This is a genomic window from Streptomyces sp. NBC_00322, assembly GCF_036147535.1.
In the GTDB taxonomy this organism is placed as follows: Bacteria; Actinomycetota; Actinomycetes; order Streptomycetales; family Streptomycetaceae; genus Streptomyces.
Genome location: NZ_CP108019.1, coordinates 6625953 through 6648774 on the forward strand (window position 1 = coordinate 6625953; position 22822 = coordinate 6648774).

Consider the following 22822-nt stretch of genomic DNA (forward strand, 5'->3'; position numbering starts at 1 on the left):
GGTGAGCCCCCTCATTGGGGTCGCGATGCCGGGTCTAGTCACCCCCCGAACGCTCCGAGGGCTTTCTTCCGGCGGCTCAGGGGTGATGCTTCACCTCGCGCTCGCCCCCGGGCTCTCACCGTCCCCGGGTCGCTCATGGCTGCGTACGACGCTACTCGTCCCCATCCACGCCTTTCGCTCCGCCCAGTGTACGGGCCCCTACGTGCGGCGGCCGACCGGTTTTCACCGGGCCGACCGCCGGCCGTTCGCGAGCTGCGCGGTTGACCCGAATGGTCACACGCGGACCTGCGGAGTCCGGCTGCCTCTTTGCGGCGGTTACGGGGCGGGGAGCTGGGCACAACGGATGCAGGTTCGCCTTGTCACAGGCCGGGGTGGGCCGCAGCGGCGGCGTGGCCCGTTTGCCGCGGGGCCTGGGTCGATTTATCGTCCCAGCACGATTCGCGAGCAAGATCACAATATGTGAAGGGGCCGCGGCCATGGTGGCGAAGAAGATCGCCGAGAAGACGGCGTCCGCAAGATCCACCGCCGCTGGAGCGGCGGCCAGGGATACGAGCGGGAAGAAGAGCACCGTGGCGAAGAAGGCCGCGGCAGGCAGTGGGAAGCAGGCGGCGAGGCCGACGACGGCGAAGGTGGCGAAGAAGGCATCGGCTGCCACGGCGACGGTGAAGAAGGTGTCGGCGGTCGTGGAGCCGGCACCCGCCGGGAAGGTGGCTGCGGCCAAGGCCACCACGAAGAAGGCAACGGCGACGAAGAAGGCGACCCCGACGAAGACGACGGCCGCCAAGAAGTCCACGGTGAAGGGCACGACCAAGAAGGTCGCGGCGAAGAAGGCCGCGGCCGAGAAGACGGCCAAGAAGAAGGCCGCGAAGACGACTGCCAAGACGACTGCCAGGGCGGGCGCCAAAAAGGCGCCCGCGAAGAAGACGAGCGCGAAGAAGGCGACGGCCGTGGACGAGACGACGACCGCAGCAACGGCCGGGACGCCGACGGCGAAGAGGGCGTCTGCGAAGAAAGCCGTGGCGAAGAAGGCCGTGGCCACGAAGGCGGCGGCCAAAAAGGCCGCGAAGAAGGCCGCGCCCGCGGCCAAGGGGGCGGCCAAGGCCGCGAAGCAGACAGGAGCCAGGACGGTGGGAGCGAAGAAGACCGCGGGTGGGGCATCGGCCGCGGGCAAGAGCGCGACAGCGCTGCCCACGGCCCGTACAGCGGCCGCGACACCGCCGGGAGAGCTCGCGGTACGCCCCGGCGAGGACCCGTGGACCCCCGAGGAGGTCGCCGAGGCGCGCGCCGAGCTGGCGGGCGAAGCGATCCGGCTGAGCAACGAGATCAGCTCCTCGGAGGAGGCGCTGGTCGGGATGATGCGGGACTCCGGGGACGGCGCGGGCGACGACGACGCCGACACCGGGACGAAGAACATCACGCGCGAGCACGAGCTGGCGCTCGCCGCGAACGCGCGCGAGATGCTGGAGCAGACCGAGCATGCGCTGCTGCGCCTGGATGCGGGGACGTACGGCCTCTGCGAGATCTGCGGGAAGCCCATCGGCAAGGCGCGGATGCAGGCGTTCCCGCGCGCGACGCTCTGCGTCGAGGACAAGCAGAAGCAGGAACGACGCGGCTGACAGGAACGACGCGGCTAGATCCCTGTCCGATCGATCGGGCCGGGTCAGGGGGCGGGGTCCGGCACGCGCGCGCCAGGGGCACGCGAGCCGGGCAAGGTCGGCCGGACAGGGCCTGGGGCCCTCTGGCTCCGTACGTGTGTGCCGTACCCTCGTGCTCAGTCAGGCACCTAGGTTGAGGGACTCACGTGGCAGAGGCGGAGCGCATCATCGGTACGCCAGATGTTGACGGCGAGGCTGCGGCGCCCGCCGAGCGGCCCAAGGGCAGGCGCAAGATCGCCGTGCTCTTCGGTGTGGCGGTCGTGGCCTACCTGATCGACCTCGTCAGCAAGATGATCGTGGTGGCCAAGCTGGAGCACCACGAGCCGATCGAGGTCGTCGGCGATCTGCTGAAGTTCGAGGCGGTACGCAACCCCGGCGCCGCCTTCGGCATGGGCGAGGCCTTCACCGTGATCTTCACCTGCATCGCGGCGACGGTGATCATCGTGATTGCCCGGCTGGCGCGCAAGCTCTACAGCCTGCCGTGGGCGATCGCGCTCGGACTGCTGCTCGGGGGTGCGCTCGGCAATCTCACCGACCGGATCTTCCGTTCGCCCGGTGTCTTCGAGGGCGCGGTCGTCGACTTCATCGCGCCCGCGCATTTCGCCGTCTTCAATCTCGCCGACTCCGCGATCGTCTGCGGCGGATTCCTCATTGTGATCCTGTCCTTCAGGGGCCTGGACCCCGACGGGACCGTCCACAAGGACTGACAAGGCATACTCGACGGGTGAGTACAGTTCCCGAGATCCGCACCCTGCCCGTACCCGATGGCCTTGAGGGCGAGCGCGTCGACGCCGCCATTTCCCGGATGTTCGGGTTCTCCCGTACGAAAGCGGCCGACCTGGCGGCCGCCGGAAAGGTGCAGGTCGACGGCTCGGTGGTAGGAAAGTCCGAGCGGGTGCACGGCGGGGCGTGGCTCGAGGTCGAGATGCCGCAGGCGGCCGCGCCGGTGCAGATCGTGGCCGAGCCGGTCGAGGGCATGGAGATCGTGCACGACGACGACGACATCGTCGTGATCGTGAAGCCGGTCGGCGTGGCCGCGCACCCGAGCCCCGGCTGGACCGGCACCACGGTCATCGGCGGTCTCGCGGCCGCGGGCTACCGGATCTCGACGTCGGGCGCGGCCGAGCGGCAGGGGATCGTGCACCGCCTCGACGTCGGTACGTCCGGGCTGATGGTCGTCGCCAAGTCGGAGCGGGCGTACACCCTGCTGAAGGCGCAGTTCCGCGACCGCGTCGTGGACAAGCGGTACCACGCTCTGGTCCAGGGCCACCCGGATCCGCTGAGCGGGACGATCGACGCGCCCATCGGCCGGCACCCCAACCACGACTACAAGTGGGCCGTCACGGCGGACGGCAAGGACTCTGTCACGCACTACGACCTCATCGAGGCCTTCCGCGCGGCCTCGCTGCTGGACATCAAGCTGGAGACCGGTCGCACGCACCAGATCCGGGTGCACATGGCGGCGCACAAGCACCCCTGTGTGGGCGATCTGACCTACGGCGCGGACCCGACGCTCGGGAAGCGGCTGGGGCTGACCAGGCAGTGGCTGCACGCGGTCCGCCTCGGCTTCGAGCACCCGTCGGACGGGCAGTGGGTCGAGTTCGAGAGCACGTACCCGCAGGACCTGCAGTCGGCACTGGACAAGATCACGGCGGAGAGTGAATGACCGGGTTCCAGGTGCGGGTGGCGGTCGGCCCGGCCGACCGTGAGGCCGCTTTCGCGGTCCGCAAGGACGTCTTCGTCGTCGAGCAGCGCGTGCCGGCGGAGATCGAGTACGACGCCTTCGACGCCGAGGAGGCGGACACCGTGCATGTGCTGGCCGTCGGCGAGGACGGGGTGCCGCTCGGCACGGGACGTCTGCTGTACGGACCGGCCGCGGCGGACAAGACGGGCGGCGAGGCCTCGGTGGGTTCGCTGGGACGGCTCGCGGTGACCAAGGCGGCACGCGGGCTGGGCGTCGGTGTGGCGCTGGTGAGGGCGATCGAGGACGCGGCGCGGGAGCGGGGGCTGGCGGCGGTGGATCTGCACGCGCAGACGCATGCGCTGGGCTTCTACGAGCGGCTGGGGTACGTCGTGTACGGGGCGGAGTTCCTGGACGCGGGGATCGGGCACCGGGCGATGCGGCGCGGGCTGTAGCGGGAGCCTCTCCCGGACCCCGGGCGCGCGCCCTCCGTACTGATCACGGCCGTTGCGCCGCGCGGGAGTTGGACAGCCGCGTGAGACGGTGACAGCGCGCCGAACCTGCCGTCCCGAACTCGGTGTCAACCGCGGCCCGTGCGCGGCCGGTTGGCGCCGCCCTCATGCGACTCGTCCGGCTCGTGCGGCTCCTCGGGCGGGGCCGCCGACGAGGTGGATGTGGCGTCACGCGCTGCGGGCGAGGTCGAGACGCGTGGGAGCGCGTACGGATGCTTCTCCCACAGCCAGGCGATCATCTGCTCCCGTACCACGCAGCGCACCGTCCAGAGGTCGTCCGCGTCCTTCGCAGTGACCACCGCGCGCACCTGGATCGTGGTCGGTGTGGTGTCGGTGACAGCGAGGCTCCAGTCCCGGCTGTCCCATGCCGCGCAATCGCCCAGGATCTCCTGCAGCTTCTCGCGCATCAGCCCCACCGGCGCCGAGTGGTCGAGATGGAAGAAGACCGTCCCGGTTATCTGGGCCCCGCCGCGCGACCAGTTCTCGAACGGCTTCCCGGTGAAGTACGACACCGGCATCGTTATCCGCCGCTCGTCCCAGGTCCGTACGGCGAGGAACGTGAGCGTGACCTCCTCGACCACACCCCACTCCCCGTCCACCACCACGGTGTCGCCGATCCGCACCATGTCGCCGAACGCGATCTGGAATCCGGCGAAGAGATTGCCGAGCGTGGACTGCGCGGCGACACCGGCGACGATGCCGATGATGCCCGCGGAAGCCAGCATCGAGGCGCCGAGCTTCTCCATGCCGGGGAAGGTCAGCAGCATCGCGGCGAATGCCACCACGGCGACGATCGCCGTGACGATCCGCATGATCAGCGTGACTTGCGTACGCACCCGCCGTACCCGGGCGGGATCACGGGTGGAGGTGGCGTAGCGGGCGTACGTGGACTCCACGACGGCGGAGACGATCCGGGTCACCAGCCAGGCACCGGCGCCGATCAGCACCAGCGACAGCACATGACCGATGCCCGCTTCGTGGTTCTCGATGAGCTGCCACCCGGTCTCCCGGAAGCTCCCTCTCAGTATCGCGGTGAGCAGCACGACTTGGAGCGGCAGCCCGCAACGGCGCAGCAGACCCCACAGCGGCGTCTCGGGGTGGCGGCGGTCCACCCGGCGCAGCAGCAGGTCGAAAGCCCAGCCGAGCAGCAGCGTGAGCAGGACCGAACCACCGAGGACGGTCAACGGGCGCAGTGCGTTCTCCATGGCTCCGACGCTAACGGGAACTGGCAGGATGTCCGAATGAACATCATGCTCTTCCATTCGGTCTACGGTCTGCGCCCGGCCGTTCTCGCCGCGGCCGACAGGCTGCGCGAAGCCGGGCACCAGGTTCACGTGCCCGACCTCTACGACGGGCAAACCGTCGATTCCGTGGAGGAGGGCAGGGAGCTCAAGGACAAGATCGGCACGGAGGAGTTGCTGCGCCGCGCGATCGCGGCCTCCGCGCCGTATTCGGACCGGGGTCTGGTGTACGCCGGCTTCTCGCTCGGCGGATCGATCGCGCAGAACCTCGCGATGGGCGACCAGAAGGCGCGCGGGCTGCTGCTTGTGCACGGCACGTCCGACATCGCCGAGGGCGTGAGCGTGGACGAGCTGCCCGTACAGCTGCATGTCGCCGACCCCGACCCCTTCGAGCCGCACGACTGGCTGAGCGCCTGGTCTCTGCAGATGCAGCGGGCGGGCGCCGATGTGGAGATCTACCGCTACCCGGGCGCCGGGCATCTGTACACCGACCCCGAACTGCCCGACTACGACGAGGCGTCGGCGGAGCAGACCTGGCGGGTGGCGCTGGGCTTCCTGGAATCGCTCCAGGAGAGCTGACGAATGCTGCCCGCCGCGGGTGCGGCGGGCAGCTCGGCCTCAGCCCGCCCGGTAGGCGGTCCAGCTGTCCTTCATGCGCTGCACCTGGCCGGCGGAGAACTGGTACATGCAGGAGTCGTACGTGTAGTCCATGAAGTTGTGGATCGGGTCGACGCCCGTCTTGTTGACGCAGGAGTCGCGGCCCGTCGGGCACTGGTACGCGGCGCTCTTCTCGGACGGGGTGTCGGAGACGTAGTCGCCGTTGCCGTTACAGCCGCCCTGGAAGGTGTGGTAGAGCCCCATCCAGTGGCCGACCTCGTGGGTCGCCGTGTCGCCCTCGTCGTAGTTGGTGGCGGAGCCGCCGGGCAGTGACGTGTCGAGGATGACGACGCCGTCCATGCCCGGGCTGGAGTTGTACGAGCTCGGGAAGGTCGCCCAGCCGAGCAGGCCGCCGCCGAGGTTGGCGGTGTAGATGTTGAGGGCGCCCGCGCCGCCCTTGCGCAGCGCGGTCTTCATCGCCTTCTCGTTGGTCGAGCCGGAGGCCAGGTTGTACCAGGAGGCGTTGTCCGTGTAGTCCGTGGCGGCCAGCGAGAACTGGAACGTGGAGTCGGTGTTCCCGGTGCCCTGGCCGGCGTAGGCGGCGTTGAGGACCGCCATCTGGTTGCTGACGTCGGTCGCGGTGAGCTTGCCGGTCGTTCCGCTGTGGACGACGTGGAAGTAGACCGGGATGGTGGTCGCCGCGGCCGTCGTGAACGCTCTGCCAGTGGCGCGGGCCTTGTCGAGTCTCTTGCGCATGTCCGCGTCCATGGCCTTGGCCTGAGTGGCGGTCACTTCGTTGGGCTCGTCCGCGTGCTGGCTACCGGGCTTGGCCTCACGGGCGTTGGCGGAAACGCTCGCAGTGTCGGCGCAGTCCTGCGCGGGGGTCTTGGCGGCGGCGATCCCGGCGGGTGCGGAGAGCGGGGAGAGCACAAGAGTTCCGGCCATGACCGCGGTACCGATGAATCGGTTGCGCAGACGGGGAGATATTCGGGCAAGCGTGGGCACGTTGACTCCTAGCGGGGGGTGGGCGGAGGTGACTTCCTCGCCACTGCCGGGAGGTTATGTGCGCATGACAGATCTCGATGAGAATCGATCAAGCCCAATCAATCCATAGATCAATTAGGACATCGGGGCGAAATCTTTCAGCCAGGTCCAGACTTTGAGATGGACCGGTAACACGCGGGGTTACCAAGGCGGGTGGTGTGTCCGGATTCGGATGGCGAATTAACACCACCCGCCTGATGGCGTGATCTGTGCGTAACAGGGCGCCGAGTGGCTGGAATTCGACGGTCAGCGCACCGGCCGGTCGACCCGCTCGACGTGCTGCGTACCGGACAGGGTCCGGTAGGAGCGGGCCCACTTGGTGGTCGCGCCCTGCTGCGTCTTGTCGGAGATGACGTAGTAGTCCATCTGGGAGCGCTCGGCGGTGACGTCGAGGACGCCGTAGCCGTGGTTGTCCATGTCGATCCACTTCACATGGCGGTTGGCCGCCTTGACCGCCGCGGAGGCGACCAGCGAGATGGTGCCGGGTGCGACATGCAGGATGTCGTCCAGGTTGTCGGAGGTCACCGACGTCACGACGAACTCGGTCGCGGCCGACTGCGACAGCGGATACGTCGCCGCCTTGACCGGCACGTCGTTCGCCCACGCCATGTGGATGTCGCCGGTGAGGAAGACCGTGTTCTTGATGCCGCGCTGGGTCAGGTGCGCGAGCAGTTCCTTGCGGTCGTCCGTGTAGCCGTCCCACTGGTCGACGTTGACGGCGAGGCCCTCCTTGGGCAGGCCCAGCAACTCCGCGATCGGCTCCAGGAGATAGGCCGGTACGGAGCCGAAGGCCACCGGCGAGATCATCACCGAGGTGCCGACCAGCTTCCAGGAGGCATCGGAAGCGGCCAGGCCGGACTTCAGCCAGTCCAGCTGGGCGCGGCCGGTGATGGAGCGGTCCGGGTCGTCCACGCCGCCGTTGCCGACCGTCGACTGCTGCGAGCGGAAGGAACGCAGGTCCAGCAGATGCAGATCGGCGAGCTTGCCGAAGCGCAGGCGGCGGTAGACCGTGCCCTCGGTCGACGCGCGTACGGGCATCCACTCGAAGTACGCCTGGCGCGCGGCCGCGGCGCGTGCCGCCCAGTCGCCCTCGGTGCCCGGCGTGTGGTTCTCCGCGCCGCCCGACCAGGCGTCGTTGGCGAACTCGTGGTCGTCCCAGATCGCGATCACCGGGTGCGCGGCGTGCAGCGTCTGCAGGTCGGCGTCCGTCTTGTACGTGGCGTGCCGGGTGCGGTAGTCGGCGAGCGTGATGATCTCGTTCTTCGGCGAGTGCTGGCGTACGACGTACTTCGGCTCGGGGTAGCCGCCGGTCGCGTACTCGTAGATGTAGTCGCCGAGATGGAGGATCGCGTCGAGGTCGCTGCGGGCGGCGAGATGCCGGTACGCCGAGAAGTACCCGGACTCCCAGTTGGCGCAGGAGACCACACCGAAGCGGACGCCGGGGGTCGAGGCGTCGGTGGCGGGGGTGGTGCGGGTCCGGCCGACGGGGGAGACGCTGCCTGCGGCCGTGAAGCGGAAGTAATAGGCGGTGGCCTGGCGCAGGCCCCTTACGTCGACCTTGACCGTGTGGTCGGAGGCGGCCTTCGAGGTCGTGGCACCACTGGCGACGACCTTCGTGAAGGCCTTGTCCTCGGCGACCTCCCAACTCACCGCGGTGTCGGGCCCCTTGCCGGAGCCGGGCACGGCGTCGGGAGTGGGAGTGATACGCGTCCACAGCAGCACGCCGTCGGGCAGCGGGTCCCCGGAGGCGATGCCGTGCAGGAAGGCCGGGGCCTCGGTGGCGGAGGCCGAAGCGGCGGAGGTGGCGACCGCGATGGCGGGCGCGGCGACGACAGCGGTGGCGGCAGCGGCCTTGACGACCGTGCGGCGGCTGGGAGTTGAAGAGAGTCTACTGGTCACGGCCGATCAGACTACTGATCGGTAGGTCGAATGGAAGAGCGAACGGGAGGGGGAATGGGGAAAGTTCGCCGGGTGGTGGGGGAGGGGTAACGGGGGTGTTGACCGTAGTGGGGCGAAGGGGGCGTTTCCCTCACCGTGCCCCTTTGCGGGTGCGGGGTGCGCCTGCGGCGGGCTTGTTCCCCACCCCGCCCCTTCCCGGCTGTGACATTTGCGGCTCCGCCGCGTGCGGGGCAAGCCCCCAGACCCCCGTATGCGACCTTCGGCCGCATGTCCTCAAACGCCGGACGGGCTGACATGCGCGGCCCGGCCGCACATCCAACCCCGCCGGCAATTGAGGCGCGAGGAGGTTGGGGGTCCCCCGGACGGAGTCTGGGGGAGGGCGGGGTGGGGGAAAGGCCCAGACGTCAGTGCGCCGCTTCGCGCGAGTTACCCGGCCAGGCGCGTCGAACGCCCGCGCCGGAGCGGGTTGTTCAGTCGGCCCGCCTCGGGGGCCGGGGCGACAACTGGCCGCCGGCCCCCAACGCAGCCCCCGCTCAGCCCTGCAGCGCCTTCGCGATCGCCGCGTTGTACTGCTCCACCGTCATCGGCGGGTTGTCCGTTCCCTCCGCCGTGACCTTCTTGCCGTTCATCTTCAACGTCGGCGTGCCCTCGACCCCGCTCTTGCTGAACGCGTCCGACATCTTGATCGCCCAAGCATCGAACGTCCCGTCCTCCACGTTCTTCTTGAACTCGCTGTTGTTCTTCAGCGCGGGCACCGTCTCGGCGATCTTGAGCAGATAGGAGTCCTTCGAGAACTTGTCGTCCGTCTCCTGCGGGTGGAACGCCTTCGAGTACAGCGCCGTCTTGTACTCGGCAAACGCCTCCGGGCTCACATTCAGCGCCGCCCCCAGCGCGCTCAGCGCGTTCTTCGAGCCCTCGCCGTTGATCGACTTCGCGCCGTCGATGAAGGTCGCGCCGATGTACTTGATCTTGTACTTTCCGGCGTCGACGTCCTTCTTCACCGTCGGGCCGACCGCCTGCTCGAAGTTCGCGCAGACCGGGCAGCGCGAGTCCTCGTACAGCTCCAGCGTCTTCTTCGCGGACGCCTTGCCGAGGACGACGGTCGTGCCGTTCTCGCCCGAGGTGTTCTTCGGCGCGGTGACGTTCTTCTCGTCCTTCGCCGACTCCCAGTGCGTCGGCTTGTTGGCCTGCATGATCGCGTAGCCGACACCGCCCGCGATCGCCAGGACCACGATCGTCGAGCCGATGACGATGAGCTGGCGGCGGGTCTTTTCCTTCTTGGCCTGGCGCTCTCGCTCCTGGCGCAGCCGCTCGCGGGCCGCCGCCTTGCTGGCCTGGCTGTTACGTGCACTCATGCTGATTCACTCCGTGTGAGGTCGTACCCGTAAGAGGGATACGGAAAAGGGGGACTGCGGGCTCAGGCGAAGACTGCGGCCGAGCGCGGCGGTCCCCGTCGTGCGACGGAGTGCACCAGCAGGCGGGTGCGGGAGCTGCCGGGGCGGCTGAGCGCAGGGCGCACTGCGCGGCGTACGGACCGGTGTGCCGTGACCACCACGGCGGCCGCCAGCAGCAGCGGCCGGAACGCGAACGCACCCACCGCCCGTACAAGCCCGGCCAGCGCGGACTCGCCGCGCCGCAGCCAGGCCGCGGCCAGCAGCCCGACCGACAGATGCGCGGTGAGCAGCAGCCAGGGCAGGGCCGGGTTGGCGGAGTGCAGCAGGGCCGCCGCCGTGCCGTGGTCGGGGCCGCCGACACCGGGCAGCGCCGTGCCGACGCTGCCGCCGCACAGCACATCGAAGCCCACCGAGCGCAGCGACCCGGCGACAGGGCCCCCGCCGGGGCCGTAACAGACGTCCTGGCCGGTGGTGAAGACGGTGTCCGCGGCCAGTTCCAGCGGGACGAGCAGACTCACGATCCGCCAGTAGCCGCGCTCCCGGCCGGAGAGGGCGTACGCGACGGCGAAGACGCCCGCCGAAAGACCGGCGACGGTGGTCACCGGCAGCGGCACCCGGGAGAGCAGCACATGGGACGCCGCGGACAGCGTCACGACCAGTGCCGTGAAGATCGCCGCCCGCAGCGCCCTGAGCTGCATCCCTGATACGTCCATCACCGGGAGTGTCCCATGCGTCCCTGTAAGGGACTCTTAAAGGACCCGGCCGATCTGAGGGGTGTCCCCTACAGTCCCGGAATACGACCGTTACGGAACAGGTCCACGAAGATCTGGTGGTCCGCCCGCGCCCGCGCGCCGTAGCTGTGCGCGAACTCGACCAGCAGCTCCGCAAAGCCCTCCTCGTCCGCCGCGATCGCCGCGTCGATGGCCCGCTCCGTGGAGAACGGCACCAGCGAGTGGCCGCTCTCGTCGTCCGCCGCGCCGTGCATCGTCGCCGTCGCCCGGCCGAGGTCGGCGACGACGGCCGCGATCTCCTCGGGGTCGTCGATGTCCGACCAGTCCAGGTCCACCGCGTACGGGGACACCTCGGCCACCAGCTGACCGGCGCCGTCCAGCTCGGTCCAGCCCAGCCACGGGTCGGCGTGGTCCTGGAGCGCGCGCTGCGAGATCACCGTGCGGTGGCCCTCGTGCTGGAAGTACTCCCGCGCGGTCGCGTCGGTGATGTGGCGGGAGACCGCCGGAGTCTGCGCCTGCTTCATATAGATCACGACGTCGTTCTCGAGGGCGTCGCTGTTGCCCTCCAGCAGGATGTTGTACGAGGGCAGGCCCGCGGATCCGATGCCGATGCCGCGTCGGCCCACGACATCCTTGACGCGGTACGAGTCCGGCCGGGTCAGGCTGGACTCGGGCAGCGTCTCCAGATAGCCGTCGAATGCCGCGAGCACCTTGTAGCGGGTGGCCGCGTCGAGCTCGATCGAGCCGCCGCCGGGCGCGAACCGGCGCTCGAAGTCACGGATCTCGGTCATCGAGTCGAGCAGCGAGAAGCGGGTCAGAGAGCGGGCGTCGCGCAGGGCGTCCAGCAGCGGGCCCTCGGCGGTGTCCAGCGTGAAGGGCGGCACCTCGTCGTTCTTGGCGCCGGTGGCCAGGGCGTGGATGCGCTCGCGGTACGCGGCGGCGTAGACCCGCACCAGCTCGGTGATCTGCTCGTCGCTGAGCGCTTTGGTGTAGCCGATCAGCGCCAGCGACGCGGCCAGCCGCTTGAGGTCCCAGGTGAAGGGGCCGATGTACGCCTCGTCGAAGTCGTTGACGTTGAAGATCAGCCGGCCGTTGGCGTCCATGTACGTGCCGAAGTTCTCGGCGTGCAGATCGCCGTGGATCCACACCCGGCCGGTGCGGTCGTCGAGGAACGGGCCGCCGTGCTGCTCCCGCTCCAGGTCGTTGTAGAAGAGGCAGGCGGTGCCCCGGTAGAACGCGAACGCCGACGCGGCCATCTTCCGGAACTTGACCCGGAAGGCAGCGGGATCGGCCGCCAGCAGCTGGCCGAAGGCGGTCTCGAAGACGGCGAGAATCTGCTCGCCGCGCTCTTCAGCTGTGACCTCGGCGGATCGCGGTACCGACATCGCTTGGTGCCTCCTGGTGCATGACAAAAGGGACGGGGGTTCCGTCTCCTCCAACGCATGACCGTACTCGGGAGTGCCCGCCGACTGTCAGTGCCAGGACGTAGACTTCCACGCTGTTCCCCCAGACTGATCGCAACCTGTCGCCCACCGTTATCCGGAGGCATTCCGCCGTGACCAAGCCGCCTTTCACGCACCTTCACGTCCACACCCAGTACTCCCTACTGGACGGTGCCGCGCGGCTCAAGGACATGTTCGACGCCTGCAACGAGATGGGCATGACGCACATCGCCATGACCGACCATGGCAATCTCCACGGGGCGTACGACTTCTTCCACTCGGCGAAGAAGGCGGGTGTCACGCCCATCATCGGCATCGAGGCGTATGTCGCCCCCGAGTCCCGGCGGAACAAGCGCAAGATCCAGTGGGGCCAGCCCCACCAGAAGCGGGACGACGTCTCCGGTTCGGGTGGTTACACCCACAAGACGATCTGGGCGGCCAGCAAGACCGGTCTGCACAATCTGTTCCGGCTCTCCTCGGACGCGTATGCCGAGGGCTGGCTGCAGAAGTGGCCGCGCATGGACAAGGAGACCATCGCCCAGTGGTCCGAGGGGCTCATCGCCTCCACCGGCTGCCCCTCCGGCGAGCTCCAGACCCGGCTGCGGCTCGGCCAGTTCGACGAGGCACTCAAGGCCGCGTCCGAGTACCAGGACATCTTCGGCAAGGACCGGTACTTCCTGGAGCTGATGGACCACGGCATCGAGATCGAGCGCCGGGTCCGCGACGGTCTGCTGGAGATCGGCAAGAAGCTCGGCATCCCGCCGATCGTCACCAACGACTCGCACTACACCTACGCCCACGAGGCCGGTGCCCACGACGCGCTGCTGTGCATCCAGACCGGCAAGAACCTCTCGGACCCGGACCGCTTCCGCTTCGACGGCACCGGCTACTACCTGAAGTCCACCGACGAGATGTACGCCGTGGACTCCTCGGACGCCTGGCAGGAGGGCTGCGCCAACACCCTGCTCGTCGCGCAGCAGATCGACACCGAGGGCTGGTTCCAAGAGCGCAACCTGATGCCGAAGTTCGAGGTCCCCGAGGGCTACACCGAGGTGACCTGGTTCCGCGAGGAAACCATGCGCGGCATGGCCCGGCGCTACCCCGGCGGCATCCCGGACGACCGGCTCAAGCAGGTCGAGTACGAGATGGGCATCATCATCGACATGGGCTTCCCGGGGTACTTCCTCGTGGTCGCCGACTTCATCATGTGGGCCAAGAACAACGGCATCGCGGTGGGCCCCGGCCGAGGCTCCGCGGCCGGCTCGATCGTCGCGTACGCCATGGGCATCACCGACCTCGACCCGATCGAGCACGGACTGATCTTCGAGCGCTTCCTCAACCCCGAGCGCATCTCCATGCCCGATGTCGACATCGACTTCGACGAGCGCCGGCGCGGTGAGGTCATCCGGTACGTCACGGAGAAGTACGGCGCCGACAAGGTCGCCATGATCGGCACGTACGGCAAGATCAAGGCGAAGAACGCCATCAAGGACTCCGCCCGGGTGCTCGGCTATCCGTACGCCATGGGCGACCGGCTCACCAAGGCGATGCCCGCCGACGTCCTCGGCAAGGGCATCGACCTCAACGGCATCACCGACCCCAAGCACCCGCGCTTCAGCGAGGCGGGCGAGATCCGGGGGATGTACGAGAACGAGCCGGACGTGAAGAAGGTCATCGACACCGCCAAGGGCGTCGAGGGCCTGGTCCGGCAGATGGGCGTGCACGCGGCCGGCGTGATCATGTCCAGCGAGACAATCACCGACCATGTCCCGGTCTGGGTCAGGCACACCGACGGCGTGACCATCACGCAGTGGGACTACCCGAGTTGTGAGTCGCTCGGCCTGCTGAAGATGGACTTCCTGGGCCTGCGGAACCTGACCATCATGGACGACGCCGTCAAGATGGTGAAGGCGAACAAGGGCGTCGAGCTCGACCTGCTCGCTCTCCCGCTGGATGACGCCACGACGTACGAACTGCTCTGCCGCGGTGACACGCTCGGCGTCTTCCAGTTCGACGGCGGCCCGATGCGTTCGCTGCTGCGGCTGATGAAGCCCGACAACTTCGAGGACATTTCCGCCGTCTCGGCCCTGTACCGGCCGGGCCCGATGGGCATGAACTCGCACACGAACTACGCGCTCCGCAAGAACGGCCAGCAGGAGATCACGCCGATCCACCCGGAGCTGGAGGAGCCGCTCAAGGAGGTGCTCGGCCTCACCTACGGCCTGATCGTCTATCAGGAGCAGGTGCAGAAGGCCGCCCAGATCATCGCGGGGTACTCCCTCGGCGAGGCCGACATCCTCCGCCGCGTGATGGGCAAGAAGAAGGCCGACGAGCTGGCGAAGAACTTCGTCCTCTTCCAGGCCGGCGCCAAGAAGAACGGCTTCAGTGACCAGGCCATCCAGGCGCTGTGGGACGTGCTGGTCCCCTTCGCCGGATACGCCTTCAACAAGGCGCATTCCTCCGCGTACGGCCTGGTCACCTACTGGACCGCGTATCTCAAGGCGAACTACCCGGCCGAGTACATGGCCGCACTGCTCACCTCGGTGAAGGACGACAAGGACAAGTCGGCGGTCTATCTGAACGAGTGCCGCCGCATGGGCATCAAGGTGCTGCCGCCCAATGTGAACGAGTCTCAGTCGAACTTCGCCGCCCAGGGCGACGACGTGATCCTCTTCGGCCTCTCCGCCGTGCGCAACGTCGGCACGAACGTGGTGGACTCGATCATCCGCTGCCGCAAGTCCAAGGGGAAGTACGCCTCCTTCCCCGACTTCCTCGACAAGGTCGAGGCCGTCGTCTGCAATAAGCGGACCGTCGAGTCACTCATCAAGGCAGGCGCCTTCGACGAGATGGGCCACACCCGCAAGGGCCTGGTCGCCCACCACGAACCCATGATCGACAATGTGGTCGCGGTCAAGCGCAAGGAGGCCGAGGGCCAGTTCGACCTGTTCGGCGGGATGGGCGACGAGGCCACCGACGAACCGGGCTTCGGGCTCGACGTCGAGTTCTCCGACATCGAGTGGGACAAGTCGTATCTGCTCGCGCAGGAGCGCGAGATGCTCGGCCTCTATGTCTCCGACCATCCGCTCTTCGGCATCGAGCACGTCCTGAGCGACAAGACGGACGCCGCGATCTCCCAGCTCACCGGCGGTGAGCACGCGGACGGCGCGGTGGTCACCATCGGCGGCATCATCTCCGGCCTGCAGCGCAAGATGACCAAGCAGGGCAATGCCTGGGCGATCGCCACGGTCGAGGATCTGGCGGGCTCCATCGAGTGCATGTTCTTCCCGGCGACGTATCAGCTGGTGTCGACCCAGCTCGTCGAGGACACCGTGGTCTTCGTCAAGGGGCGGCTCGACAAGCGCGAGGACATCCCGCGGCTCGTCGCCATGGAGCTGATGGTCCCCGACCTCTCCTCGGCAGGGACCAATGCCCCCGTGGTGGTCACCATCCCGACGGTGAAGGTCACCCCGCCGATGGTCAGCAGGCTCGGCGAGATCCTCAGCCACCACAAGGGCAACACCGAGGTGCGGATCAAGCTTCAGGGCCCCCGCAAGACGACGGTGCTCCGGCTCGACCGGCATCGCGTCCAGCCGGACCCGGCGCTCTTCGGTGATCTCAAGGTGCTGCTCGGCCCGTCCTGCCTGGCCGGCTGAGGCTTCCCGCTCACCGCGCACGCTCAGGCAAAGGGGCCCGCCCGTCGTCACGGGCGCGCCCCTTGTGGCTTTGCGGCCTGTCAGTTGTGGCCGAAGCGCCGCTGGTGCTTACGCGCAACATCAGCGGGGCTTCCCTGTGCCTGCGACTGGGGCTGCACATGCGACTCGTACGCGGTCGACTTGGCCTGCTCGCCACCACGCTCTGCGGCCGAAGCGCGGTCCTGTTGACCGCTCTGCTTGCGATTCTTGTTCTTGGCCATGGTGATACCTCCTGTGGGGGATCTCGGGGCCAGGGCCGCGACCAGATTCACATACCAGCCTAACCGTCGCATTTTGGATCACTACGGTGCGTAAAGGGCGCTTGTTCCACCGCCGGTTCTGGTTCCGCCACGCCGATGATCGAGTTCCGGCCGTTAACCCTCCCGTGGTCGGGCAGACTCGAAGGAAACCCGGAACAATCCCCGATCCGGACCCTTCCCCGATCCCGAAGTTCCCGAAAGAGGGTGGAACGCGTGGACCGCTGCGTTGTCCTGGTGGACGCCGGATATCTGCTGGGCGCCGCCGCGAGCCTGCTCGCCGGGGAACCGGCGCGTTCCAGAATCACCGTCGATCACGCCGCCCTGATCCAGGGCCTGCGCGAGCTCGCCGAGGCCGATACGGAACGCCCGCTGCTGCGCATCTACTGGTTCGACGGCGCCCCCGACCGCGTACCGCAGCCCGAGCACCGGCGGCTGCGCGTGATGCCGAGGGTGACGGTCCGGCTGGGCGCGCTGACCCGCAGCGACGGCCGCTGGGCGCAGAAGGGCGTCGATGCGGCCATGCACGCCGAACTGACCGAACTGGCCAGAAACCGCGCCTGCTCGGATGTGGTCCTGGTGACCGGGGACGGGGATCTGCTGCCCGGGCTGATGTCCGCCAAGGAGCACGGCGTCGCCGTCCACCTCTGGGCGGTGCAGGCCGCCGACGGCGACTACAACCAGTCGGAGGACCTGGTCGCCGAGGCCGACGAGCGCCGCGTGCTCGACCGCGCCTGGATCACCCGGGCGGTACGGGCCAAGGAGCTCACCGGCATCTGCGCCCCCTCGCCCGCGCCCCGCCCCGAGATCGCGGCGATCCTCTCCGCGCCGCTGCCCGAGTCGGCGCTCGCGGCCTCGCAGGAGCGCGCCGCCGATGCCGCACGCAACGGCTCAGGGCCCACTCCCTCGGACAACGGCTCCGAGCCCGGCCCGGCCCCCGCCGCCAAGGGCGTCCCCACCCCCAAGGACCTGGCGGGCCTGCGCGGCCCCGGCCAGAACTCCGCACCCCACCCCGCGAGCGCAACGCTGCGCTGGTCCTCCGACAAGGGCTGGGTCGAACGGCCCGGCGCCGGCACCCTGGGCGAGCCGCCCGAGACCGCTTCACTGCCGACGCTGGCCCAGCTCACCAGCGCCGAGCAGCGCTGGGCCGACCGCGAGGAGGACATCACCACGGTCGGCGGCGACCCCTTCGAGGTCGGACAGGTCTTCGCCCGGCGCTGGATGGAACGGCTGCCGGAGAGCGGCCATGTGCAGACGCTGTCCACCATGTACCCGCGGATCCCGCACCGTATCGACGGCGAACTGCTGCGGTACGCGGCACGTTTCGGGCTTCTCGCGCACAAGGACGACCAGATCGACGAGCACGACCGCTATGCGATCCGGGCGGGATTCTGGCGCGAGATCGACGTACGGGCGGCCGCGGAACACGCCCCCGCGGGGGAATAGCCCCGCCGACCCCGTAGGCTCGTCCCTTGTGAGTACGGTGTGCGCGGTGCGGGATCTGGTCAAGACGTACCCCGCCGCGCGCGCTCGCCGAGGCACCCCCGGGACACCCGAGGTGCGTGCCACGGACGGGATTTCGCTTCAGGTGCGGCGCGGCGAGATCTTCGGGCTGCTCGGACCCAACGGCGCGGGCAAGTCCACTCTCGTACGACAGCTCACCGGCCTGATGCGGCCGGACAGCGGCAGCGTCGACGTGCTGGGCCACGATCTCGTACGCCACCCCGAACGGGCATCCCGGCTCATCGGGTATCTCGGGCAGGAATCCACCGCCCTCGACGAACTGACCGTCGCACTCGCCGCCGAGACGACCGGCCGGCTCCGCGGACTGCCCGCACGGCAGGCACGGGCCGAGCGGGACGCCGTCCTGGAGGAGCTCGGGCTGACCGAGCTCGCCGCCCGTCCCCTGAAGAGACTCTCCGGCGGACAGCGGCGGCTGGCCTGCTTCGCGGCAACCCTGGTGGGCGGGCGGCCGGTCCTGGTACTGGACGAGCCGACCACCGGAATGGACCCCGTCGCACGGCGCGCGGTATGGGCGGCCGTCGACCGGCGCCGGGCCGAGAACGGCGCGACCGTGCTGCTCGTCACCCACAACGTCATCGAGGCCGAGACCGTCCTCGACCGGGTCGCCGTGCTGGAACGCGGCCGGGTCATCGCCTGCGACACCCCGACAGGGCTCAAGGAACGTATCGCGGGCGAGGTGCGCGTCGAGCTGGTGTGGCGCGAGCGGGCGCCGCTGGACGTGCCCGAAGTCGCCGCGCTGCGCGCGTCCGCGCAGGAGTCCGGGCGCCGGTGGGTGCTCAGGCTCGCGCCGGACGAGGCACGAGCGGCGGTCGCCGCGGTGACCGGCGGCGCGGCGTTCGCGGCGCTCGACGACTTCACACTGGCCGCGCCCAGCCTGGAGGACGTGTACCTGGCGCTCGGCGGGAACGCGACGAAGGGGCTGGTCAAGGCGTGAGCACCGTGCCCGCGGAGGCGGTGTCCGGACATCCCGAACAGGCCCGGCAGATCAGCGCCAGGAGCGTGGCCCCGGCCGCAGCGCCCCTGGCGCCGCGGGCGCGGCTGCTGCCCGCGCTCGGTGCCGTGTACCGCGCGCAGCTGTCACGGGCGCGGGTCGCCCGGATCCCGCTGCTCTTCGTGGCGACCTTCCAGTCGATCGGGATCATGGTCCTGATGCGCGGGGTCGTCGACGGGGGCGCGGAAGCGAGGGCCGTCGTGGCCGGATCGAGCGTCCTCGTCGTCGCGTTCGTCGCGCTCAACCTTCTCGCCCAGTACTTCGGACAGCTGCGGGCCGGCGGCGGCCTCGACCACTACGCCACGCTGCCCGTGCCGCCCGCGGCGGTGGTGCTCGGCGCGGCCGGTGCGTACGCCTCCTTCACCGTGCCCGGCACGGTCGTCACGGCGGTCACCGGCAGCGTCCTCTTCCAGCTGCCACTGACCCACCTATGGGTGCTCGCTGCGGTCGTCCCGCTCGCCGGTGCGGCCCTCGCGGGCCTCGGCGCGGCGCTCGGACTGCTCGCACCGCGCCAGGAACTGGCCACGCTGCTGGGGCAGTTGGGCATGTCCGCGGCGCTGCTCCTCGGTGTGCTGCCGGCCGGCCGGCTGCCCGGGCCGATCTCGTACGCCCGTGATCTGCTGCCGTCGACCTACGGCGTCGAGGCCCTCGCCCGGACCTTCGACGCGCGCCCGGACTGGGCGGTCGTCGGACTGGATCTCGCCGTCTGCGCGGCCGTGGGTGTCGTCTCGCTGACGGTCGCCACGTGGGCGTACCGGCGGGCGGCAGTCCGGTGAGGCACTGTCCCGGGACGCCTGGCACGATGGCGGTGTGACCGCACCTCTGACTCCGCCGCACCAGCCCTCGCCCCATAACGACCCGTGGCAGAAGCCGCCCGCCGGGCCTCGCTTCCACGAGCCCGAGACGCAGGACGTCGCGGACCTGAAAAGGGACGCGCGGGACGCGATCCTCGTCGTCGTCGCCCTGACGGTCCTGGGCGTCGCTCTCGGCCTGCTGTGGCTGTGGCTGGCCCCGCGGGTTCCGCTGATCTCCAGCGACAAGGCGGTCTTCCTCAAGGACACGGAGGGCGAGGAGGCGGTGGGCGCGGACGGGACGTTCGCGCTGCTGGCCCTCGGCTTCGGCGCGGTCAGCGCGGCCGCGGTCTTCTTCTTCCGCAGGCGCGGAGGCATCGCACTGGTGGTGGCCCTGGCCCTGGGCGGGCTGTTCGGCTCGCTGCTGGCGTGGGGGATAGGCGAGTGGTTCGGCCCGACGGGCGATGTGGTCGCGCATGCGCGGGCGGTGGGGGAGGGCGTGACGTTCGACGCGCCGCTGGAGCTGAAGGCGCGGGGGGCGTTGCTGGCGTGGCCGGTGGCGGCGATGGTGGTTCACCTGGCGCTGACGGCCCTGTTCGGGCCGCGGGACCCGGAGCCGGAATGGCCCTCCGCTGCGTACGGGCCGGGCCCGGGCGCCTGACGCCTGCGGCGGGCTTGTTCCCTTACCCGCCCCCTTCCCGAACTGGGGGCAAGCCCCCAGACCCCGTATGCGACCTTCGGCCGCATGTCCTCAAACGCCTGACGGGCTGAAAATCAGCCCCGCCGGCGATTGAGGCGCGGGGAGGTTGGGTGTCCCCCCGGATGGAGTCCGGGGGGAGGGCGGGTAGGGGAACAGCCCGCCGCAGGCGAACCGTCAAGCCGGTCGGCGGCCGTGGTTCGCGTGGTGCTTCCGGATGCGCCACTTCCTCTTGCGGGTGCGTTTGGACATGCCGTGTCCTCATTCCCGTAGGGCGTTCCTACGGTCGTAGCCGAGGATCCGCACCCCGTCGACCCCCTACGCCCGCCCGATCGGCGCCAGCACCGCCGCCGTCAGCGACGCCAGGTCCGACGGCGAGAGTTCGACCTCCAGGCCCCGGCGCCCCGCCGAGACGCAGATCGTGGCGTGGGCCGACGCCGACGCGTCGAGGACCGTGCGCAGGCGTTTGCGCTGACCCAAGGGGGAGATGCCGCCGCGGACATAGCCCGTCGTGCGTTCCGCCGCCGCCGGGTCGGCCATCGTCGCCCGCTTCGCGCCCACCGCCGCCGCGAGTGCCTTGAGGTCGAGCTGGCCCGCCACCGGGACGATCGCCACCGTCAGTTCGCCGTCGACGTCCGCGACCAGGGTCTTGAAGACCCGGTCGGGACGGACGCCGAGCGCCTCGGCCGCCTCCTCGCCGTACGACGCCGACGCGGGGTCGTGGTCGTACGCGTGCACCGTGAAGGCCGTGCCCGCCGCGGTCAGCGCGACCGTGGCGGGCGTGCCGCCGGACGCGGCCGACTTCTTGGGCTTCTTCGCCACGCGGGAGGCTCCTGTCAGTTGGGGCTCGTCGGCGCCCGGGTCAAATCGACCGCGGGCAGCGACGGCAGATGGCGGATCACCGCGGTCTCCGAGCGCAGCAGCGTCAGTTCCTCCCGCAGCCGAGTCGCCGTGTCGGGCGCTTGCAGGAGGCGCTGCTTCGCCGGGGTGTCCAGTACGGCCGCGGCCGCCACCAGATACGACACCACCGAGGGCTCGTCCGGCAGGTCCGCCCCCGTGGACAGCGAGCGCTCGCGCGCACCGGCCAGCCGCTTCTGGTAGCTGCGGAAGGCGCGCAGGACACCCTCGGCAAGGGCCCCCGCGCCGTCCCCGGACTCCTCCGGGATTTCCTCCAGTTCGGCCGTCAGATACGGGCCGCTCGCGTCGACCGAGAGGAGTTTGACCCGGGTCGTTCCGGTGGCCAGTACCTCGAAGCTGCCGTCGTCGCGCTCGCGGATCGTCGCGGCGTCGGCGATGCAGCCGACCCGGTGGAAGGCCTGGATCGGATCCTCGCCGAAGCCCGCCGCGGGACCGCGCTGGGGCAGCGCGGTCGGGTCCGGCATGCCGGGCGCGGTCGGCGCGACCTCGCGGCCGTCGCGGATGGCGACCACGGCGAGGCGGCGCGGCTCGGACTCGTCCGTCTTCGACAGCTCGCGCATCATGGCGCGATATCGCTCCTCGAACACGTTCAAGGGCAGGACGAGGCCCGGGAACAGTACCGAGTTCAGCGGGAAGAGGGGGAGACGTGCGGTGGTCACAGCGCTTAAGACTAATGGCCCAGAGACCTGCTTCGTCCGGCCCTGGGGCGCAGAGGGGTCATCGAGGCGATCTGGATCCGTACGCCGTCCCGTGTGTGAAGGAACTGGCCCAGCGGGTCATCGGTCACCGAGGTCCAGGGGAAGGACGTCGCATGCGGCCCGATCAGCCGGAACTGCTCCAGCGCCTCCGCCCACCGGCCCCGCCCCACCAGCACGTACGCCAGCAGATTGCGCACCTCGGCGGGCCAGGGATCCCCGGCCGCGTAGTCCGCGGAGAGCGTGATCGCCAGATCCGCCGCCGCGTCGATGCGGTCGTCCTGCACGGAAGTGGTGTCCCCGACAAGCAGCTGGGCGAACGCCGCCCTTACCGGCAGCGCCCGCACCAGCGAGCCCGGCAACGCGTCGGCCGCCGCCTGCTCGGCGAAGTCGAAGCACTCGCGGTGCGAGCCGTACCACTGCGCGGACAGATACTGCAGGGCCGCGACATGACAGCCGTAGTGGTGCGAGGAACGGCGGATCGCCTGCTCCCACAGCGACTCGAAGGCCGTGTGGGTGGCATGGGTGCCGCGCGCGTGGTCGAGCGAGATCCGCCACGGCACGGGGTCGTTCGGATCGCCCTCGGCCGCGGCGTCGATCAGGGGTCCGACCTCCCGCAGCCGTTCGGTGCCGGCGGGTGACTCCCAGGCCCTGCGGACGGCGAGTTCGGCCTTGACGACGAGCGCGTCGGGGTCGCGCGGCGCGGCGGCGAGCCACGTCGTGAGCCACTCCTCGCGGTTGTACGCGAAAGCCGCGAGCCGCATCACGTACCGGTCGCGGTTCTCCCATTCGGCTGATTCGCGTGTGGTCGCCAGCAGTTTGGCGGCCGGTTCGTACTCCCCGAGTGCCGCCGCGACGAGTGCCGGGCTCAGCCGCTCGTCGGGGGCGTCGAGCAGCACCATCTCGTCCGGCGCCAGGCCGTCGGCGAGCTGCGGCGTATGACGGATCATGCGCGCGGTGCGAATCAGGGCACGGAGCAATGACATGGTGCGGACCATTGAAAACTGCAGGTCAACAGGCGCGCCAGAGCCCAGCTGTGAAGAGTTCGTAGCGGCCGAATG

At 69.6% G+C, this 22822-nt stretch carries 20 protein-coding genes; 10 read left to right on the forward strand and 10 right to left on the reverse strand.

What is annotated here, in order from left to right:
- The first annotated feature begins 476 nt into the window (after window positions 1–476).
- The 4 genes from OG905_RS30205 to OG905_RS30220 all read left to right on the forward strand — a co-directional run bounded on the left by OG905_RS30205 (window position 477) and on the right by OG905_RS30220 (window position 3791).
- The gene (locus OG905_RS30205; RefSeq protein ID WP_328678803.1) at window positions 477–1616 is read left to right on the forward strand and encodes a TraR/DksA family transcriptional regulator; all 1140 of its coding nucleotides are present in this window, start codon (window positions 477–479) and stop codon (window positions 1614–1616) included.
- Between the two features lie 185 nt (window positions 1617–1801).
- Complete coding sequence (gene lspA / locus OG905_RS30210; protein ID WP_328678805.1) at window positions 1802–2362, forward strand: signal peptidase II; 561 nt, start codon at window positions 1802–1804, stop codon at window positions 2360–2362.
- 17 nt (window positions 2363–2379) lie between these two features.
- Window positions 2380–3321 carry an RluA family pseudouridine synthase gene (locus tag OG905_RS30215; protein WP_328678806.1) on the forward strand — a complete coding sequence of 314 codons (942 nt, stop codon included), beginning with the start codon at window positions 2380–2382 and terminating at the stop codon, window positions 3319–3321.
- Window positions 3318–3791, forward strand: a complete 474-nt coding sequence (locus tag OG905_RS30220) for a GNAT family N-acetyltransferase (protein ID WP_328678807.1) — start codon at window positions 3318–3320, stop codon at window positions 3789–3791. Before OG905_RS30215 ends, OG905_RS30220 begins: the two co-directional genes overlap by 4 nt.
- 125 nt (window positions 3792–3916) lie before the next feature.
- Here OG905_RS30220 and OG905_RS30225 read toward each other — a convergent pair whose 3' ends face one another.
- Window positions 3917–5053, reverse strand: a complete 1137-nt coding sequence (locus tag OG905_RS30225; protein ID WP_328678808.1) for a mechanosensitive ion channel family protein — start codon at window positions 5051–5053, stop codon at window positions 3917–3919.
- A gap of 36 nt (window positions 5054–5089) precedes the next feature.
- On the opposite strand from OG905_RS30225, the gene OG905_RS30230 reads away from it, so the two are divergent.
- Window positions 5090–5668 carry a dienelactone hydrolase family protein gene (locus OG905_RS30230; protein WP_328678809.1) on the forward strand — a complete coding sequence of 193 codons (579 nt, stop codon included), beginning with the start codon at window positions 5090–5092 and terminating at the stop codon, window positions 5666–5668.
- Between the two features lie 39 nt (window positions 5669–5707).
- Here OG905_RS30230 and OG905_RS30235 read toward each other — a convergent pair whose 3' ends face one another.
- The 5 genes from OG905_RS30235 to OG905_RS30255 form a co-directional block, all read right to left on the reverse strand.
- On the reverse strand, window positions 5708–6631 hold the full coding sequence (locus OG905_RS30235) for a zinc metalloprotease (RefSeq protein ID WP_328682683.1): 924 nt from the start codon (window positions 6629–6631) through the stop codon (window positions 5708–5710).
- 345 nt (window positions 6632–6976) lie between these two features.
- The gene (locus tag OG905_RS30240; RefSeq protein WP_328678810.1) at window positions 6977–8629 is read right to left on the reverse strand and encodes an alkaline phosphatase D family protein; all 1653 of its coding nucleotides are present in this window, start codon (window positions 8627–8629) and stop codon (window positions 6977–6979) included.
- Between the two features lie 533 nt (window positions 8630–9162).
- Entirely contained in the window at window positions 9163–9984 is an 822-nt protein-coding gene (locus OG905_RS30245; protein WP_328678811.1) for a DsbA family protein, read from the reverse strand.
- A gap of 62 nt (window positions 9985–10046) precedes the next feature.
- Window positions 10047–10736, reverse strand: coding sequence for a hypothetical protein (locus OG905_RS30250; protein WP_328678812.1), 690 nt, complete (start codon window positions 10734–10736; stop codon window positions 10047–10049).
- A 68-nt stretch (window positions 10737–10804) separates the two neighbouring features.
- Entirely contained in the window at window positions 10805–12139 is a 1335-nt protein-coding gene (locus tag OG905_RS30255) for a DUF2252 domain-containing protein (protein ID WP_324989588.1), read from the reverse strand.
- A gap of 170 nt (window positions 12140–12309) precedes the next feature.
- Between OG905_RS30255 and dnaE the strand changes: the two genes are divergently transcribed.
- The gene (gene dnaE / locus OG905_RS30260; RefSeq protein WP_328678813.1) at window positions 12310–15849 is read left to right on the forward strand and encodes a DNA polymerase III subunit alpha; all 3540 of its coding nucleotides are present in this window, start codon (window positions 12310–12312) and stop codon (window positions 15847–15849) included.
- Between the two features lie 80 nt (window positions 15850–15929).
- Here dnaE and OG905_RS30265 read toward each other — a convergent pair whose 3' ends face one another.
- The gene (locus tag OG905_RS30265) at window positions 15930–16109 is read right to left on the reverse strand and encodes a hypothetical protein (protein ID WP_328678815.1); all 180 of its coding nucleotides are present in this window, start codon (window positions 16107–16109) and stop codon (window positions 15930–15932) included.
- A 243-nt stretch (window positions 16110–16352) separates the two neighbouring features.
- Between OG905_RS30265 and OG905_RS30270 the strand changes: the two genes are divergently transcribed.
- Genes OG905_RS30270 through OG905_RS30285 form a run of 4 tightly spaced genes read left to right on the forward strand, consistent with a single transcriptional unit; the run spans window position 16353 to window position 20112 of the window.
- Complete coding sequence (locus tag OG905_RS30270; protein ID WP_328678817.1) at window positions 16353–17591, forward strand: NYN domain-containing protein; 1239 nt, start codon at window positions 16353–16355, stop codon at window positions 17589–17591.
- Window positions 17592–17628: 37 nt separating this feature from the next.
- Window positions 17629–18603: an ABC transporter ATP-binding protein gene (locus OG905_RS30275; protein WP_328682684.1), complete on the forward strand. Its 975-nt coding sequence runs from the start codon at window positions 17629–17631 to the stop codon at window positions 18601–18603.
- A gap of 20 nt (window positions 18604–18623) precedes the next feature.
- Window positions 18624–19436 (forward strand): ABC transporter permease, encoded by an 813-nt coding sequence (locus tag OG905_RS30280; RefSeq protein WP_443044094.1) that lies wholly within the window; start codon window positions 18624–18626, stop codon window positions 19434–19436.
- A 34-nt stretch (window positions 19437–19470) separates the two neighbouring features.
- Window positions 19471–20112, forward strand: a complete 642-nt coding sequence (locus tag OG905_RS30285) for an ABC transporter permease (protein WP_328678820.1) — start codon at window positions 19471–19473, stop codon at window positions 20110–20112.
- Window positions 20113–20466: 354 nt separating this feature from the next.
- Here the strand turns inward: OG905_RS30285 and ybaK are convergent, their stop codons facing one another.
- From ybaK to OG905_RS30300, 3 genes are read right to left on the reverse strand one after another with little or no spacing between them, the layout of a single operon-like run.
- Entirely contained in the window at window positions 20467–20970 is a 504-nt protein-coding gene (gene ybaK, locus OG905_RS30290) for a Cys-tRNA(Pro) deacylase (RefSeq protein ID WP_328678822.1), read from the reverse strand.
- A gap of 14 nt (window positions 20971–20984) precedes the next feature.
- Complete coding sequence (locus OG905_RS30295; RefSeq protein WP_328678823.1) at window positions 20985–21725, reverse strand: LON peptidase substrate-binding domain-containing protein; 741 nt, start codon at window positions 21723–21725, stop codon at window positions 20985–20987.
- Between the two features lie 11 nt (window positions 21726–21736).
- The gene (locus OG905_RS30300) at window positions 21737–22759 is read right to left on the reverse strand and encodes a hypothetical protein (protein WP_328678826.1); all 1023 of its coding nucleotides are present in this window, start codon (window positions 22757–22759) and stop codon (window positions 21737–21739) included.
- Window positions 22760–22822: the final 63 nt, after the last annotated feature.

Coding starts and splice junctions, on each gene's coding strand:
- OG905_RS30300 (WP_328678826.1), bottom strand. CDS start 22,759: ATGGTCCGCACCATGTCATTGCTCCGTGCCCTGATTCGCACCGCGCGC.
- OG905_RS30235 (WP_328682683.1), bottom strand. CDS start 6,631: ATGGCCGGAACTCTTGTGCTCTCCCCGCTCTCCGCACCCGCCGGGATC.
- OG905_RS30250 (WP_328678812.1), bottom strand. CDS start 10,736: ATGGACGTATCAGGGATGCAGCTCAGGGCGCTGCGGGCGGCGATCTTC.
- OG905_RS30245 (WP_328678811.1), bottom strand. CDS start 9,984: ATGAGTGCACGTAACAGCCAGGCCAGCAAGGCGGCGGCCCGCGAGCGG.
- OG905_RS30220 (WP_328678807.1), top strand. CDS start 3,318: ATGACCGGGTTCCAGGTGCGGGTGGCGGTCGGCCCGGCCGACCGTGAG.
- OG905_RS30205 (WP_328678803.1), top strand. CDS start 477: ATGGTGGCGAAGAAGATCGCCGAGAAGACGGCGTCCGCAAGATCCACC.
- OG905_RS30255 (WP_324989588.1), bottom strand. CDS start 12,139: ATGTCGGTACCGCGATCCGCCGAGGTCACAGCTGAAGAGCGCGGCGAG.
- OG905_RS30265 (WP_328678815.1), bottom strand. CDS start 16,109: ATGGCCAAGAACAAGAATCGCAAGCAGAGCGGTCAACAGGACCGCGCT.
- OG905_RS30230 (WP_328678809.1), top strand. CDS start 5,090: ATGAACATCATGCTCTTCCATTCGGTCTACGGTCTGCGCCCGGCCGTT.
- OG905_RS30225 (WP_328678808.1), bottom strand. CDS start 5,053: ATGGAGAACGCACTGCGCCCGTTGACCGTCCTCGGTGGTTCGGTCCTG.